General features: G+C 39.5%; 14 protein-coding genes. 10 read left to right on the top strand and 4 right to left on the bottom strand.

Annotated elements, in window-relative coordinates:
* The first annotated feature begins 71 nt into the window (after positions 1–71).
* Positions 72–224 (top strand): 50S ribosomal protein L34, encoded by a 153-nt coding sequence (gene rpmH, locus ACFO6W_RS01745; protein ID WP_081852563.1) that lies wholly within the window; start codon positions 72–74, stop codon positions 222–224.
* 174 nt (positions 225–398) lie between these two features.
* A complete protein-coding gene (locus ACFO6W_RS01740; protein WP_379993580.1) occupies positions 399–896 on the top strand; it encodes a CvpA family protein in 498 nt (165 codons plus the stop codon).
* Here the strand turns inward: ACFO6W_RS01740 and trxA are convergent.
* Positions 889–1326, bottom strand: coding sequence for a thioredoxin (gene trxA, locus ACFO6W_RS01735; protein ID WP_379993579.1), 438 nt, complete (start codon positions 1324–1326; stop codon positions 889–891). The two genes, ACFO6W_RS01740 and trxA, sit on opposite strands and share 8 nt — an antisense overlap.
* A 147-nt stretch (positions 1327–1473) precedes the next feature.
* Between trxA and ACFO6W_RS01730 the strand changes: the two genes are divergently transcribed.
* The 8 genes from ACFO6W_RS01730 (at position 1474) to groL (ending at position 9880) form a co-directional block, all read left to right on the top strand.
* Positions 1474–2304: a 1-acyl-sn-glycerol-3-phosphate acyltransferase gene (locus tag ACFO6W_RS01730; protein WP_379993578.1), complete on the top strand. Its 831-nt coding sequence runs from the start codon at positions 1474–1476 to the stop codon at positions 2302–2304.
* Positions 2305–2310: 6 nt separating this feature from the next.
* The gene (locus ACFO6W_RS01725; protein ID WP_379993577.1) at positions 2311–3375 is read left to right on the top strand and encodes a GNAT family N-acetyltransferase; all 1065 of its coding nucleotides are present in this window, start codon (positions 2311–2313) and stop codon (positions 3373–3375) included.
* Positions 3323–3787: a methylated-DNA--[protein]-cysteine S-methyltransferase gene (locus ACFO6W_RS01720; protein WP_379993576.1), complete on the top strand. Its 465-nt coding sequence runs from the start codon at positions 3323–3325 to the stop codon at positions 3785–3787. The genes ACFO6W_RS01725 and ACFO6W_RS01720 overlap by 53 nt, the downstream gene beginning before the upstream one ends.
* Positions 3788–4366, top strand: a complete 579-nt coding sequence (locus ACFO6W_RS01715) for a Maf-like protein (protein ID WP_379993575.1) — start codon at positions 3788–3790, stop codon at positions 4364–4366.
* A gap of 58 nt (positions 4367–4424) precedes the next feature.
* Positions 4425–5576, top strand: coding sequence for a sensor histidine kinase (locus ACFO6W_RS01710; RefSeq protein WP_379993574.1), 1152 nt, complete (start codon positions 4425–4427; stop codon positions 5574–5576).
* A gap of 92 nt (positions 5577–5668) precedes the next feature.
* Positions 5669–7039 carry an MFS transporter gene (locus ACFO6W_RS01705; RefSeq protein ID WP_379993573.1) on the top strand — a complete coding sequence of 457 codons (1371 nt, stop codon included), beginning with the start codon at positions 5669–5671 and terminating at the stop codon, positions 7037–7039.
* 814 nt (positions 7040–7853) lie between these two features.
* Complete coding sequence (locus ACFO6W_RS01700) at positions 7854–8123, top strand: co-chaperone GroES (RefSeq protein ID WP_291112430.1); 270 nt, start codon at positions 7854–7856, stop codon at positions 8121–8123.
* A gap of 125 nt (positions 8124–8248) precedes the next feature.
* The gene (groL, locus tag ACFO6W_RS01695; RefSeq protein ID WP_006801181.1) at positions 8249–9880 is read left to right on the top strand and encodes a chaperonin GroEL; all 1632 of its coding nucleotides are present in this window, start codon (positions 8249–8251) and stop codon (positions 9878–9880) included.
* Positions 9881–10030: 150 nt separating this feature from the next.
* On the opposite strand, the gene ACFO6W_RS01690 is transcribed toward groL, so the two are convergent.
* From ACFO6W_RS01690 to ACFO6W_RS01680, 3 genes are all read right to left on the bottom strand, one after another.
* Positions 10031–11917, bottom strand: a complete 1887-nt coding sequence (locus tag ACFO6W_RS01690; RefSeq protein ID WP_379993572.1) for a hypothetical protein — start codon at positions 11915–11917, stop codon at positions 10031–10033.
* Between the two features lie 1129 nt (positions 11918–13046).
* On the bottom strand, positions 13047–14003 hold the full coding sequence (locus ACFO6W_RS01685; protein WP_379993571.1) for a helix-turn-helix domain-containing protein: 957 nt from the start codon (positions 14001–14003) through the stop codon (positions 13047–13049).
* A 115-nt stretch (positions 14004–14118) separates the two neighbouring features.
* Positions 14119–14430: hypothetical protein (locus ACFO6W_RS01680; RefSeq protein ID WP_379993570.1), on the bottom strand; the 312-nt coding region annotated here is incomplete at its 5' end.

Here is a 14430-nt window from a genome sequence, read left to right as displayed (position 1 = left end):
TATTAAATAAACATCCTATTTTTGCAACCCGAAACTGAACAAAGAAATAATAACAGAAAATATATATAGCGATGAAAAGAACTTTTCAACCATCAAACAGAAAGAGAAAAAACAAACATGGTTTTCGCTCAAGAATGGCTACAGCAAACGGACGTAGAGTGCTTGCAGCCCGCAGGGCCAAAGGTAGAGCTAAGCTTTCAGTTTCAGACGAATACAGCAAGTAATTAAGTGAGGAAATGCATTTAATGCAGCATTCTGAACGCAACTGACTATTGCTGTTGCAGATGCGAAAGCAATAAACAGATCTGCGGCCTTAGCTTGTAAAAAGATATTTTGCTCAGGCAAACAAAGTAAGAATTAGTATTAATTCTTACTTTTGTTGTTTATAAGTGCATGTTATGGAGTTGAACTGGTTTGATCTGGTAGTTGTAATTCTCGTATTGGTAACGCTGATAAAAGGATTCTTTTCGGGATTGGTGATGCAAATCGCTTCTCTCGCGGGGATTATATTGGGCGCAGTCTTTGCAGGGAAATTATCGGAATACATTGCCCCCCGGCTTATTAATCTGATCGATGGTTCGCCTCATATTATAGGTCCGCTTTCCTATATTGTGGCATTTATAGCGATATTGGTTGCATTGTTCTTTGCCGGAAAGCTTTTGGAATCTTTCGTGGACGCGTTGAAAATGACTATATTGAACAGATTGACAGGAGCTGTGTTCTGTGCAGCTAAATGGATTGTGGTATTCAGTATTGTTTTGAACCTTGTTGCCAAATTTGACCAGCATAAGCGCATAATAAAAGAGGACGTGCGGGAGAGATCCCATACCTATCCTCTTGTAACTGAAATAGCAAAGGCTGTGATCCCGTACCTGCGTTTCGACTGGATCAGTTAGCTTTCTTTGCTGAATATTCCTTTATTACTTCCACCAGTTTCTCTTTCGATACCAGTCCCATAATACGGTCTACTTCTTTTCCATCTTTGTAAACGACTATGGTAGGCAGTGCCTGTATACCCTTGTCTATCGAGAATTTCTTGTAATTGTCTACATTTACCTTGCCTATCTTGACAGAATCCTTGTATTCCGTAGCAATTTCATCCAAGATTGGAGCCATGCGGCGGCAAGGGCCACACCATGCTGCCCAGAAGTCTACAAAGACGAGCCCTTTGGAAGTTTCACTCTCATAATTTGATGCGGATAATGTTACGACAGGCGATTTTCCTTTCGGTTCATCTTTAGCTTCCGCCGATACATCGATACTTGTCAGGGTGAATATGCCTAGTAATGCGATGCTGAGAATAGAAAATAATATTCTGTTTTTCATTATTCTATTATTATATATTTTGTAATAAGAACACAAATATAATAGGTAAAATCAATTAAAACATATCAGTTATGACTATTTATTGATTTTTTGAAGTAATAATAACTCAAAATCAATTAATTTTGTGATTCATATGATTTTTCAGAAATGGCTCAAGAACCACTTATACTGGATTTAGATAAAGTACTGGAAGAAAAAGCTCCGAAAATTTATAATAAAATACCACGCTTTATTATAAATTATCTGAAGCGTAAGGTTCATATCGATGAGTTAAATGAAATACTCAGGATATATGCAGATAAGGAAGGTGTCGATTTTATGCAGGCTGTGGTCGGCTATTTCAATCTTACACTGGAGGTGAACGGTCTGGAGAATATTCCGGAAGGTGGGCGTTTTATATTTACATCCAATCATCCGCTCGGAGGGCTCGACGGTATTTGCCTCTCGGCAGTTATCGGTGAAAAGTACAATAAGAAGATAAAGTATGTGGTAAATGATGTATTGTATTTCATCAGGAATCTGCAACCGATTTTTCTTCCGGTTAATAAATACGGCAGGCAGTCGAAGCAGGCAACTCATACATTAAATGAAGCTTATGACTCCGATAATCAGATTGTCACTTTTCCGGCGGGCTTATGTTCACGCAGGGAAAGGGGAAAGATATACGATTTGCCGTGGCAAAAGAATTTTATACTGAAAGCCATTGAATCCAGGAGAGATGTTGTTCCTGTCTACTTTGATGGGAAAAATTCAAATTTCTTTTATAGATTTGCAAATATAAGAAAGCGGTTAGGGTTAAAGTTCAATGTGGAATTGATACTTTTGCCCGACGAAATGTTTAAGAATAAAGGTACAAGTTTTTCTATTACATTTGGCGAGCCAATTCCGTATTCAACGTTCAATAATTCGAAGAATGCTTCACAATGGGCCGGATATGTGAAAGATGAAGTGTATAAGTTAGCGAAATCAAACAGATAATATTAGATGGAAAAAATCATCTCACCAATAGATAAAAGTCTCTTAAAAGCCGAATTGACGAAGGATAAACTTCTGAGGCATACCAATAAGGCGAATAACGAGATTTATATAATCACACATCACAATTCGCCTAATGTGATGCTGGAAATAGGCCGTCTGCGTGAGATCGCATTCCGTTATTACGGGGGAGGAACAGGATTGTCTACCGATATTGACGAGTATGATACAATGGACAATCCGTACAAGCAATTGATCGTATGGAATCCGGAAGCAGAAGAAATAATAGGAGGATACCGTTTTATCTGCGGGCCGGATATTTGTTTCGATGATAATGGCGAGCCGGTACTGGCGACCTCCCACCTGTTTCATTTCTCCAGGAAGTTTATAAAAGAATACCTGCCTTATACGTTCGAACTGGGCCGTTCGTTCGTCACACTGGAATATCAGTCCACTCTTGCAGGTTCGAAAGGTATATTCGCTCTCGATAATCTTTGGGACGGATTAGGGGCATTGTCTGTGGCTGACCCGTCCATGAAATATTTTTTCGGGAAAGTGACCATGTACGATACCTATAATACTCAGGCCCGCGATATGATCCTTTATTTTCTGGGAAAGTATTTCCCCGATCCTGATAGGTTGGTTTGGCCAAAGCAGGCGCTTCGGATAGAAACAGATGAAAAGAAGCTTATACGTTTGTTCGATGAGGATACATTCAAGGCTGATTATAAAATCTTAAATACATCTGTCCGCAGGTTAGGGCTTAACATTCCGCCACTGGTAAATGCCTATATGAGCCTTTCGCCCCAGATGAAAGTGTTCGGTACGGCCGTGAACGATACTTTTGGCAATGTGGAGGAAACGGGCATACTTATCAATGTGGATGAAATACTGGAAGAAAAGAAGAAACGCCACATAGAATCGTATCTGAGAGACAAACCATCGAAGCGTTTCCTTAAACGCCTGCGCCAGATGATAAACTGGAGCTGGTCGAAATACGAAGATAAACCGAAGAAAAAAAATGAAGGCTTTTTTACAATCTCCCGTCGGAGCAATAGAAATAGAAGAGACTAACGGTTTTATTTCAGCTCTGCGGATTGTCTCAGAAATGAAACAAACGGATACTATCTTAGTTCCCGTTCTCGCTGAGGCTATAAAGCAACTGAAAGAATACTTTGCCGGTGAGCGGGAAATCTTCGACTTACCTTTGGCTCAGGAAGGAACTGCCTTTCAGCAAAAAGCCTGGGACTACCTGAATACGATTCCTTACGGGGAAACCGTCTCCTATAAGCAAGAAGCAATAAGCATAGGCTCTCCGAAAGGGTGCCGCGCTGTCGGCTCCGCCAATGGAAAAAACAATATAGCCATAATCGTTCCTTGCCACCGGGTAGTGAACGAAGGCGGGAAGCTGGGCGGATATGCCTACGGCCTTGAGGTGAAAAGGAAACTGCTGGAACTGGAAAGCCGGCAAAAAAACTTATTCTGAATGCTTGACTTATCTAAATATAAAATCATACTCGCTTCCAATTCTCCCCGCAGGAAGGAACTTCTTTCAGGGCTGGATATTGCTTACGAAATAAAAACATTACCGGATATAGACGAATCGTATCCCGATAATCTGCGCGGAGAAGATATCGCTATCTACATCGCAAAGGAAAAAGCAAACGCGTACAGGGCCTGTATGGAAGATAACACGCTTCTTATCACAGCCGATACAATCGTTCTCCTCGGTGGAAAGGTATATGGCAAACCACTCGATGAGGAGGATGCCAAACAAATGCTCCGCGATCTTTCGGGTAAGACGCATTCGGTGGTAACAGGCGTTTGTATTACTATAAAAGAGAAACAGAGAGCATTCGGCATTTCATCCGAAGTGAGATTTGCACGGCTCGAAGAAGATGAAATAGAATACTATGTGACTAAATATAAACCCTTGGATAAAGCCGGTGCATATGGCGTGCAGGAATGGATCGGTTATATCGCCGTGGAATATATATCGGGGTCTTATTTCAATATTATGGGATTACCCATACAACGCTTGTATCAGGAACTGAAGAAAATCTGATAATCAATATTTTTTACTTCGAAAATGCGTTAAGGAATAAAACAATTATCTTTATTGCATGAAAATATTTGAGAACAATAAGCTCTTATTGCGGTACATCCTTATTATAGTGGCTATAATAATAGCTTTCGGGTCGCTTGTTGTCTCTCATTACCTGGTAAAAGACCTGTCGAAAGAAGAGCGCAATAAGATAGAAATCTGGGCTGAGGCTACCAAAGAGATGGCCAGCAATAACGAAAACCTGAATATGAACCTGGTAATACAGATTCTGAAAAGCAATACGACTATTCCCGTTATTTTATACGATAGAAAAGACAACTACTATACTTCCACAAATATAGAACTTCCCGAGACCGGTGAGCAGGAGTTTCTGAGACAGCAGTCCCGGACTTTTGAAAAGAGGCATGGACCTATTGTTATCGAAGTTGAGGATTTTGACCAATATGTATATTATGACGATTCATATACACTAAAGCGGTTGCAATTATATCCGTATGTTCAGGTAAGCGTACTGATCATATTTATGATAACTGCCTTTTTTGCATTGTTTACTACGATGAGGATGGAACAGGACCGCCTTTGGGTAGGCCTGTCGAAAGAAACGGCGCATCAGTTAGGAACGCCGATATCATCATTGCTGGCGTGGCTGGAGTATCTGAAATTAAAAAATGCCGACCGCTCCATCTTGCCGGATATGGAGAAAGATGTGAACCGCCTGCAAATGATAACGGACAGGTTCTCGAAAATAGGCTCTGCGCCATCTTTGGAACGAAAGGATATAAATGAGATCGTAACTCAGTCTATAACCTATCTCGAAAAGCGAATCTCGAAAAAAGTTATCTTTGAACTTCATCTGTCCGCTACTCCTCTTTATGCGAATGTAAGCGGGCCTTTATTAAGCTGGGTGATAGAGAATCTGACAAAGAACGCGGTGGATGCGATGGAGGGACAGGGTGAGATCATTTACACATTGTCCGATAAAGGTAAAATAATAAGTCTGGATATACGGGATACGGGAAAAGGTATTCCGAAATCAAAGTTCAGAACTATCTTCAGTCCGGGATTTACTACAAAGAAAAGAGGGTGGGGACTGGGGCTGTCTCTGGCAAAGCGTATCATAGAATCGTATCACAAGGGGAAAATCTATGTGAAGTCTTCGGAAATAGGTGTAGGCACGACCTTCTGTATTGAGTTAAAAAGGTCTAATTAACATGTTCCGTAAAGTTCAGAACCTTTGTAAACAGGATTATTTTCTTATTTTTGTGACAATTCGTTTAAATTTTAACAATTCTATCAAATCTAATGACTAAATTTTCAAGGGCCTTTTGGGTTGCCAATTCCGTCGAACTGCTCGAACGGCTGGCGTATTATGCCGTATTTATTGTAATCACCCTTTATTTATCCAATGTTTGGGGATTCTCTGATATCGAAGCCGGTATCATTTCGGGTATATTTTCAGCAATGCTATACTTCCTTCCCACTTTTGCCGGAGCATATGCAGATAAAATAGGCTTCCGTTCATCCATTATACTTGCATTTACCTTGTTGACAGTTGGTTATGGAGGCTTGGGCCTCTTGCCTACCATGCTGGAGAGTGCGGGACTGGTAAGTTACGGGATGACAGCTACTTTCACCGGCCTTGAAACAAGTTATCTGCGTTGGAGTATCGCTCCCATTCTGGTGCTTATCGTTATAGGCGGAGCATTTATAAAGGCTGTTATTTCGGGGACGGTGGCGCGTGAGACTACATCGGAAAACCGTGCACGCGGATATGCCATCTTTTATATGATGGTAAATATCGGGGCATTTACGGGTAAAACCGTTGTTGACCCGCTACGCAGAAGCATGGGTGATGAAGGGCTTGTATACCTTAATTTCTTTTCCGCGTCAATGACCCTTTTTGCTTTGATCGCGGTTTTCTTTTTCTATAAATCGGTAAAAACCGAAGGTAAAGGGAAAAGTTTTGCCGAGATAGGAAAAGCCCTGTGGAAAGTTTGTCAGAACGGACGTCTGATAGCATTGATACTCATTATTAGCGGTTTCTGGATGATTCAGAGCCAGATGTATGCGACTATGCCTAAGTATGTGATCCGTATGATCGGCGAAGGAGCTTCCCCGGGTTGGTATGCCAATGTGAATCCGTTGGTGGTATTTGTATGTGTCAACTTTGTCACCTCATTTATGAAAAGGCGTACTGCTCTCACTTCAATGACTATAGGGATGCTGATTATACCGTTCTCGGCATTGGTAATGTCGTTTGGCAACCAGATCGGGACTGATTATGTAATGGGATTGCACCCTGTTGCCTTTATGATGATAGTGGGTATTGCCATGCAGGCATTGGCAGAGTGTTTTATATCTCCACGCTTTTTGGAATATTTCTCATTACAGTCGCCAAAAGGGGAAGAAGGCCTTTATTTAGGATTTAGTCACTTACACTCATTCTTTTCATACCTCTTTGCATTCGGACTGTCAGGCTTCTTATTGGAAAAGTACTGTCCGGACCCTAAGGCATTTGCATCGCAGGTAGAATATGCCGCAGCTACAGTAAACGCGCATTATATATGGTATGTCTTTGTCGGAATCGGTATGGTCTCTGCCATCGCACTTGTTATATATGGGCGGGTGGTAAAAAATCTGGATAAAAAGAAACTGAATCCGGAGACTGAATAATAATAAATTACTTTATCTATATGTAAGCTAACGGCTAATAGCTGTTAGCTTATCGTTCTTTGAAGTGCTGATTAAAGCAGTTACAAGTTACTTCGCCCTTCGGGCAGTTACGAGATACAAGTTGTTAACTGATGACTGTTTACTGTTAACTGATATTTCTGTTACCTTTGTTACTTTTTATATAGTGTTCTTTGTGTAAATCTTTGTGTCCCTTGTGGTAAAGAGTTTTAACCACTAAGTACACGAAGAAAATCACAAAGGGCACAAAGGCTAAAAAACTGTTACGTTTGTTACCTTTTAACGAGTAGTACCCCCGCTGGCGCGGACTTCCAGTCCGTGTCTTGTTGACAGGGCAAAAATGTTTGCTACGCAACACACAGACGGGACGTCTGCGCGAGCGGAGTTGATACAAGTTGTTAACTGTTTACTGCTAACTGTTTACTGTTAACTGATATATCTGTTACCTTTGTTACTTTTTAACAGTTACTAGTTGGTCACTGCTGACTGTTCACCATTAACTGATATATATATGTAGTCTAAAATATTTACTGTCGCATGTCATCCTGACCGTAGGGAAGGATCCCGACCCTAAAAAGAGGCACGAGATGCTTCGTTTCTCAGCATGACAAATACGACAATAAATCTTATCATTTGCTTAATTCATGGCTGCGAACAGTAAATGACTACTTGTCAGTTTTCACACGTTCCTTATCCTGCTTTTTTGACAGAAATATACTTTGGCACGCATTTCGCTTATCTCTAATCAGAAAATATTTAAAATTTAATATATAACAATTTAAAATCTTAAAGAATCATGAGTATTAAACCATTAGCAGACAGAGTGCTTGTAAAACCGGCCGCTGCAGAAGAAAAAAGTGTGGGAGGTATCATTATTCCTGATACTGCAAAAGAAAAACCGCTTAAAGGCGAAGTAATTGCCGTAGGAAATGGAACAAAGGACGAAGATATGGTGGTAAAACCAAAAGACAATGTGCTTTATGGTAAATATGCCGGAACAGAAATAGAACTGGAAGGCGAAGTTTACCTGATCATGCGTCAGTCTGATATTCTTGCAATTATCTAAAAAAGTTACAAGTTACAAGGAAAACAAAAATATTAATTTAACAATAGAGTTATAGACTGCGATTTACAATTTCAATAAAAAGAAACTCGTAACTCGTAATTCGTAACTCGTAACTCAAAAATACAATGGCAAAAGAAATCAAATTTAATATAGATGCTCGCGACGAGCTCAAAAAAGGTGTTGATGCATTGGCTAATGCTGTAAAAGTAACACTTGGGCCTAAAGGCCGTAATGTCATTCTGGATAAGAAATTCGGCGCGCCTCACATTACAAAGGACGGTGTAACTGTTGCTAAAGAAATAGAACTGGAAGAACCATTCCAGAACATGGGAGCACAACTTGTAAAAGAAGTAGCTTCTAAAACAAACGACGATGCCGGTGACGGAACAACTACTGCTACAGTATTGGCACAGTCAATCGTTAGCGTAGGCCTTAAAAACGTTACCGCAGGAGCAAATCCAATGGATTTGAAACGTGGCATCGATAAAGCCGTGGTTAAAGTTGTTGAGAACATCAAAGCGCAATCGGTAACAGTAGGCGATGACCTGCAAAAAATAGAGAACGTAGCTAAAATTTCTGCAAACGGCGATGAAACCATCGGTAAGCTGATTGCTGAAGCTATGGGTAAAGTGAAAAAAGAAGGCGTTATCACAGTTGAAGAAGCAAAAGGTACCGAAACATACGTTGACGTAGTAGAAGGTATGCAATTCGACAGAGGTTATATTTCTCCTTACTTTGTAACTGATACAGAGAAAATGGAAGCTGACCTTGAAAACCCGTATATACTGATCCACGATAAGAAGATTTCTGTATTGAAAGATATCCTTCCAATACTTGAAGCTGCTCTTAAATCGGGCCGTTCACTGCTTATCATTGCTGAAGATATCGATTCAGAGGCTTTGACCACATTAGTAGTAAACCGTCTTCGCGCAGGCTTGAAAATAGCTGCCGTTAAAGCTCCGGGCTTCGGAGACCGCCGCAAGGAAATGCTGGAAGATATCGCTATCCTTACAGGAGGTACAGTGATCACAGAAGAAAGAGGTCTTTCTCTGGAAGCTGCTACTCTCGATATGCTTGGTACTGCTGATAAGATTACTATCAACAAGGACAATACTACTATCGTAAACGGAGCCGGTGCAAAAGAAGCTATCGCCGCACGTGTAGGCCAGATCCGTTCACAGATGGAGAAAACAACATCGGATTACGATAAGGAAAAACTACAGGAACGTCTTGCTAAATTGGCAGGTGGTGTAGCTGTCCTTTATGTTGGCGCTGCTTCTGAAGTGGAAATGAAGGAAAAGAAAGACCGTGTCGACGATGCTCTTTCCGCAACCCGTGCCGCTATCGAAGAAGGTACAGTACCGGGAGGTGGTGTAGCTTACATCCGTGCTATCGATGCTCTTGAAAACATGAAGGGCGAAAATGAAGATGAAACTACAGGTATCGAAATCGTAAAACGCGCTATCGAGGAACCTCTTCGTCAGATTGTAGCTAACAGCGGAAAAGAAGGAGCTGTCGTAGTTCAGAAAATACGTGAAGGTAAAGGAGATTACGGTTACAATGCACGTACGGATGTTTATGAAAATCTGAATGCAGCCGGAGTAATCGATCCTGCCAAAGTGGCTCGTGTCGCTCTTGAAAACGCGGCGTCTATCGCGGGTATGTTCCTTACTACGGAATGCATCATCGCGGATAAGAAAGAAGAAAACCCTGCTCCAATGCCTCCAATGGGCGGTGGAATGGGAGGAATGATGTAATCAATCCAATCTAACATACCATTAAAAGTAAAGCGGACAATTCAAAGAATTGTCCGCTTTCGCTTTTATAAGGTTTACTCTTGCAGGCTTGCGCCAAAGAGGGCACTTCCGGCAGTAGATACGACCTGATCCATATTCTGCTTATACTAATTAATAAGGATTAATTCCGCTAACCGCCGCCTTTCGAATCATAAATACCACTGCATTTAGTTCTAAAGCCGCATTATAAACATAACGGTTGTTGGTACTGCCAGGCCCATAAAGTTTAGATGCAGGCAAGTTGTTCCTGTAAATTGCAGGATATGCACCGGTACTTGTATCACTGGCACTGGCCCCTGTACTATCCCCAAAATATACAAAGTTTTTACTATTATTGTACCATACAATTGATATGACGGGATCTATACCGGGTTTTGACGTGGACTGCGCTGTACAAATTTGTACGGAGTTTGGAGGCAAAGAAGACATTACAATAGAGTAATTAGAAGTATTATCCTCACCCCAATACATTCCCGCAAGATTACCGAATGGCCCGTTTATGATAGGATCAGAAGAATTATTTGCTATTGGATATACATTATCATCCCCTCCTCCTGTTTGATTCTGAGCCGGTGATATTCCAAAAAGACCACTCATCAATGTATTGACAGCAGTGGCTGTATTATCAGAGGAACCATATATTACACAACCTCCCGCATTGATATAATTAAGAAGTGCCGTAGTTAATGCAGATGTCGGATCCGCACCATATGCGAAGTATAAAACAACATCAGGATATTTACCACCATTTATGCCGTTGGTTAGATTAGTTGTAGCGGTGGATGTACTGGTAGTACTCCATAATTGTTTAAAACTTTTTATCCTTACGAGGCCATCAGGGCTAAAGCTGGCGGAACCCGTATTCGATAGAGCATTTGTTCTTGGTGTTGCAGCCCAGGACCAAACTCCGCTGCCTATTATCGCATAGGTCATATCCGGCAATATGATAGGAATCAAGACGGAACATTCCGCAGAACCCAGCGATGTATTTGCTTTTATTACGACCTGAAAGTCTTCATTTATGGTAGGGATTCCGGTACCCAGCAATTCTACGGTTTGTGTTCCTGTAGCGGCAAATGATCCTGAAGCCCTAAAACTGATGCCATTTTTCGTTTCCGTATAAATATTATATGAGCCCGGTTGAGATACATTGATATTCATTCTTATTTTATTCGAAGCTGTTAAAGCCTGGCCCTTGAAAAATTGACCTTGTACCACAGCCGATGAGCAGACCATCGTATAGGCGGCAACCATTTCCTGTACCGTTATTTCCGGCTCACAACCGGAAACCAGACTTATTCCACTGAATGTCAATCTATCCGTTTGTACCAAAGCCGGTGTTCCCTGTGCGGGTACTTTAACTGTTAATGTCCCTGTTTCCAAAGCTACCCCTGTGTAATAAAAACTATAGCCGTTGCCGGACAAGACTGAAATAACGAAAGAACCTTTTTTGGTTACAGTCAGGTCTATTTCCAGATAGTTGTTATTGTTGGCAGGTACTCCTTCTATGTAGGAACCGTTTATCCGGATAGCGGAACAGTTTACAGGCTGGATAATTGCCGCTCCGTCCTGATTCAATTTCACCCATTCATCTATCTGCCACATATATAAGCCTTCATCCATATTGATTGCGTCAGGGTTGACGTTATAAACGACCATCCCCGTCGCTTTCAGCTTCTCTTCGGCTGTGGATTCGTCGGACCATACTCCGGAGCCATCGTCGGAGCCGCCATACAGAGGAGTCAGTTTTGCTGCGTCGTGAAGGAAAACCTTTGGATGCAGGACTCCTTTTGTAGAATTTTCCAGACTGGTGATATCCTGTGTCGGACTAGTGGCATCTCTTTCTTTAAGATCCAATAATGCCCCTTTCTCGGGAGGAGTTCCTGCTCCTATTGTTACTTGGGCATGTGTGGTAATGGTTAAGCTAAATAGTAATACGATCAACAGAAGTATATCTTTTATCTTCCGTTTTATAAAGTTAGTGTTTGTTTTTCTCATTGTTTGTTTAGTTTGTAATTAATAAAGCCTTGTTTATGTGCCTTATATGTTATAATTATATATGAATCCAAAATATCATCAATAATACTTTACAAAGTTAAAGTATAGAGGGGGGTAGTTGTCGATAATAAAATATCGTAAACGACAATTTAAATGTCGTAAATAGCAAAATATTATAATGACCACTCCTGAAAAACAGCTATCGGTAGTACAGGGAATAAATGATGTTGCAACCTGATACATGTTATTTTCGGAACAAAAGTAGAATAATCACTTATGAATATGGGTTATTTTTTGACAATTCACGTCTGTTGTCAAATAGGTATTTGTCAAAATTTATACAAAAATAAAAAGACAGGGAAAAATGTGACAAAATGTATTTCTGTGACATCTTTTTCTTTAAGATCCGGTAAAACTCCGTTCCCGGGAGGACCTTTTGCCCCTATTGTCACCTGGGCGGATAGGTTTGCGTTTCCTGGTAGTATGAGCAGGAAACACACAAATAAAATTGCTAGTTGTATTTTCATAATCTTTTAAATTAATTTCGTTAGAGTTTGTGTACTTATTTTATTACCCGGTGCTTTCACAGGGTAGTAGGTAGTACATGAATCTAAATGAAAGAAATTGTTTCTTAGTAAGTAGTATTTTGCATAATTTTTATCTAAAGATATTTTGTGGTGAAATATAATACAAATAAAATATAAATAAAGCAGTGGATTTCGGAAAAATAATACAATTCGAATAGCCACTAAAATATACGTATTGGCTGATTTATATGTATTTATATAAGTTTAAAAAGGAATTGCATATTGTTTATGTAGTACCTGGGAAAACTAAGAAAAAGCTCAACTTAATAGCATTGGGCAGTACCACGGAAAAGATTATTTGGAAACCTGCGGACTAGACAATATAAATTTTTTGTCATGTATGGGTATTATTACGGGAAAAGAAAAAGCTTTAGTCAAAAGAGAGTTTGACTAAAGCTTTTTTAAGACATAGCAATACCAGAATTATACTAATATCCGTAACTTTTCCCAAAGAGGGGCTTAATAGTATTTATATTATTTAATAAACTTTTCAGTGTCATTTTGTCTGCCATATTCACTTCTCAGGGACAGGCCTGTTAAGGTCACCACTTTGTATTGTTCCTTTTTATATATTCGGAAGGGGTAATTCCTTCTATATTTTTAAATACTTTATTGAAGGTTGCCTGATGCCTGAAACCTGCGGAGGTATATATATGCCTGATAGTATATTTGTTATGATAGTTCATTGCTATCAGTTCTTTTACCAGATTAATTCTATATTTATTCAGAAAAATGCTGAAATTTACCTTTTCTTTTATTATAATAATCTTTGATATATATTTTACGTTACTATTAAGATCTTCTGCTAACTGTACAATCGTGAAATTGGGATTACAATATGGTTTTTTCTCGGAAAAATAATTCAGAATGTTGATGTACAGATTTTCGAATTTAATATTGTCCGTATCCGTTGTTATTTTTTCGTCTCTTATTCTATACTTGCTTAACTGCAATTCTTTTATCAGATTTATCAGATTCAGATAATATAAAAAAAAACAAATGCAACATATACTTATAACAATAGTCAGGATATTTACAAGCATCAGCTGATGATCGGTAGGGCGCTGACAGTATCCCTCAGGGATAAAAGGTACTACGATAAAAACAGAGCATATAAGCGCGAAAGCATAAATACTAAAAAGGATTACTACTTTCCTCTGGAAAAATATCATTGCCGCCACCGGTATAATCAAGAACCATATAAATGCAGTTGTCTGTCCAAAAAGCCAGTAAAACAATGCGTTGGCGTAAAGGAAGAAAGAATGGTAGACTATATAGACCAGTACAAAGTATTTTAATAATCCGTAATTAAACCTATAAGCAAAGAAAATCAGGGGTATATGTACTATCCCATATATTAAAAACAAATTTTTCAAGGGGTTGATATCTTCCTTTATATAAAATACAGTAAAAACGGATAATATCATTACTATAATATATAAATACCAGATGCATACCTTCTTTCTTATTATATCCTGTTCTTGTAATTCGTTGTTCATGCTAGTTTCGATTCCGAGGTAAATATATAAAATACTGAATTAAAATTATAGACTATGTCCTTATTTTTTATACAATAGAGTTTCGCAGTACATGGTAAAGAGGAACCTAAAAAATTCATGATAAATTTATCGAAGACAATAAATGACAAAGCGCAGGCTTCTTTGAATACATTGAATTTTTATATCCGATTTTTTTGTTTTTTGTGGCCGGAATGGCTAATATACGCGTATATGCACACATTATGCGTGCGTGTATTATATGTGTAAAGTATAGATATGAAAATGCCGGACGAATCTTAAAGGATTCGCAAAGTTGGATATTTGGGAAAAAACTTGGATTGGCACTTACACTTGTGTGTGTGTGTGTGTCTCTCTCTCTCTCTCTCTCTCTCTCTCTCTCTCTCTCTCTCTCTCTCTCTCTCTCTCT

The organism is Dysgonomonas termitidis (genome assembly GCF_042654545.1).
Classification (GTDB): Bacteria; Bacteroidota; Bacteroidia; order Bacteroidales; family Dysgonomonadaceae; genus Dysgonomonas; species Dysgonomonas termitidis.
The sequence above is the reverse complement of the archived record's forward strand: the minus strand, read 5'-3'. Positions and strand labels throughout refer to the sequence as shown.

What these genes read in the sequence shown, in the direction of transcription:
- ACFO6W_RS01690 (WP_379993572.1), bottom strand. Translation starts at nt 11,917, where the DNA reads ATGAGAAAAACAAACACTAACTTTATAAAACGGAAGATAAAAGATATA.
- ACFO6W_RS01715 (WP_379993575.1), top strand. Translation starts at nt 3,788, where the DNA reads ATGCTTGACTTATCTAAATATAAAATCATACTCGCTTCCAATTCTCCC.
- ACFO6W_RS01740 (WP_379993580.1), top strand. Translation starts at nt 399, where the DNA reads ATGGAGTTGAACTGGTTTGATCTGGTAGTTGTAATTCTCGTATTGGTA.
- rpmH (WP_081852563.1), top strand. Translation starts at nt 72, where the DNA reads ATGAAAAGAACTTTTCAACCATCAAACAGAAAGAGAAAAAACAAACAT.
- ACFO6W_RS01705 (WP_379993573.1), top strand. Translation starts at nt 5,669, where the DNA reads ATGACTAAATTTTCAAGGGCCTTTTGGGTTGCCAATTCCGTCGAACTG.
- groL (WP_006801181.1), top strand. Translation starts at nt 8,249, where the DNA reads ATGGCAAAAGAAATCAAATTTAATATAGATGCTCGCGACGAGCTCAAA.
- ACFO6W_RS01710 (WP_379993574.1), top strand. Translation starts at nt 4,425, where the DNA reads ATGAAAATATTTGAGAACAATAAGCTCTTATTGCGGTACATCCTTATT.
- ACFO6W_RS01720 (WP_379993576.1), top strand. Translation starts at nt 3,323, where the DNA reads ATGAAGGCTTTTTTACAATCTCCCGTCGGAGCAATAGAAATAGAAGAG.
- ACFO6W_RS01730 (WP_379993578.1), top strand. Translation starts at nt 1,474, where the DNA reads ATGGCTCAAGAACCACTTATACTGGATTTAGATAAAGTACTGGAAGAA.
- ACFO6W_RS01685 (WP_379993571.1), bottom strand. Translation starts at nt 14,003, where the DNA reads ATGAACAACGAATTACAAGAACAGGATATAATAAGAAAGAAGGTATGC.
- trxA (WP_379993579.1), bottom strand. Translation starts at nt 1,326, where the DNA reads ATGAAAAACAGAATATTATTTTCTATTCTCAGCATCGCATTACTAGGC.
- ACFO6W_RS01700 (WP_291112430.1), top strand. Translation starts at nt 7,854, where the DNA reads ATGAGTATTAAACCATTAGCAGACAGAGTGCTTGTAAAACCGGCCGCT.
- ACFO6W_RS01725 (WP_379993577.1), top strand. Translation starts at nt 2,311, where the DNA reads ATGGAAAAAATCATCTCACCAATAGATAAAAGTCTCTTAAAAGCCGAA.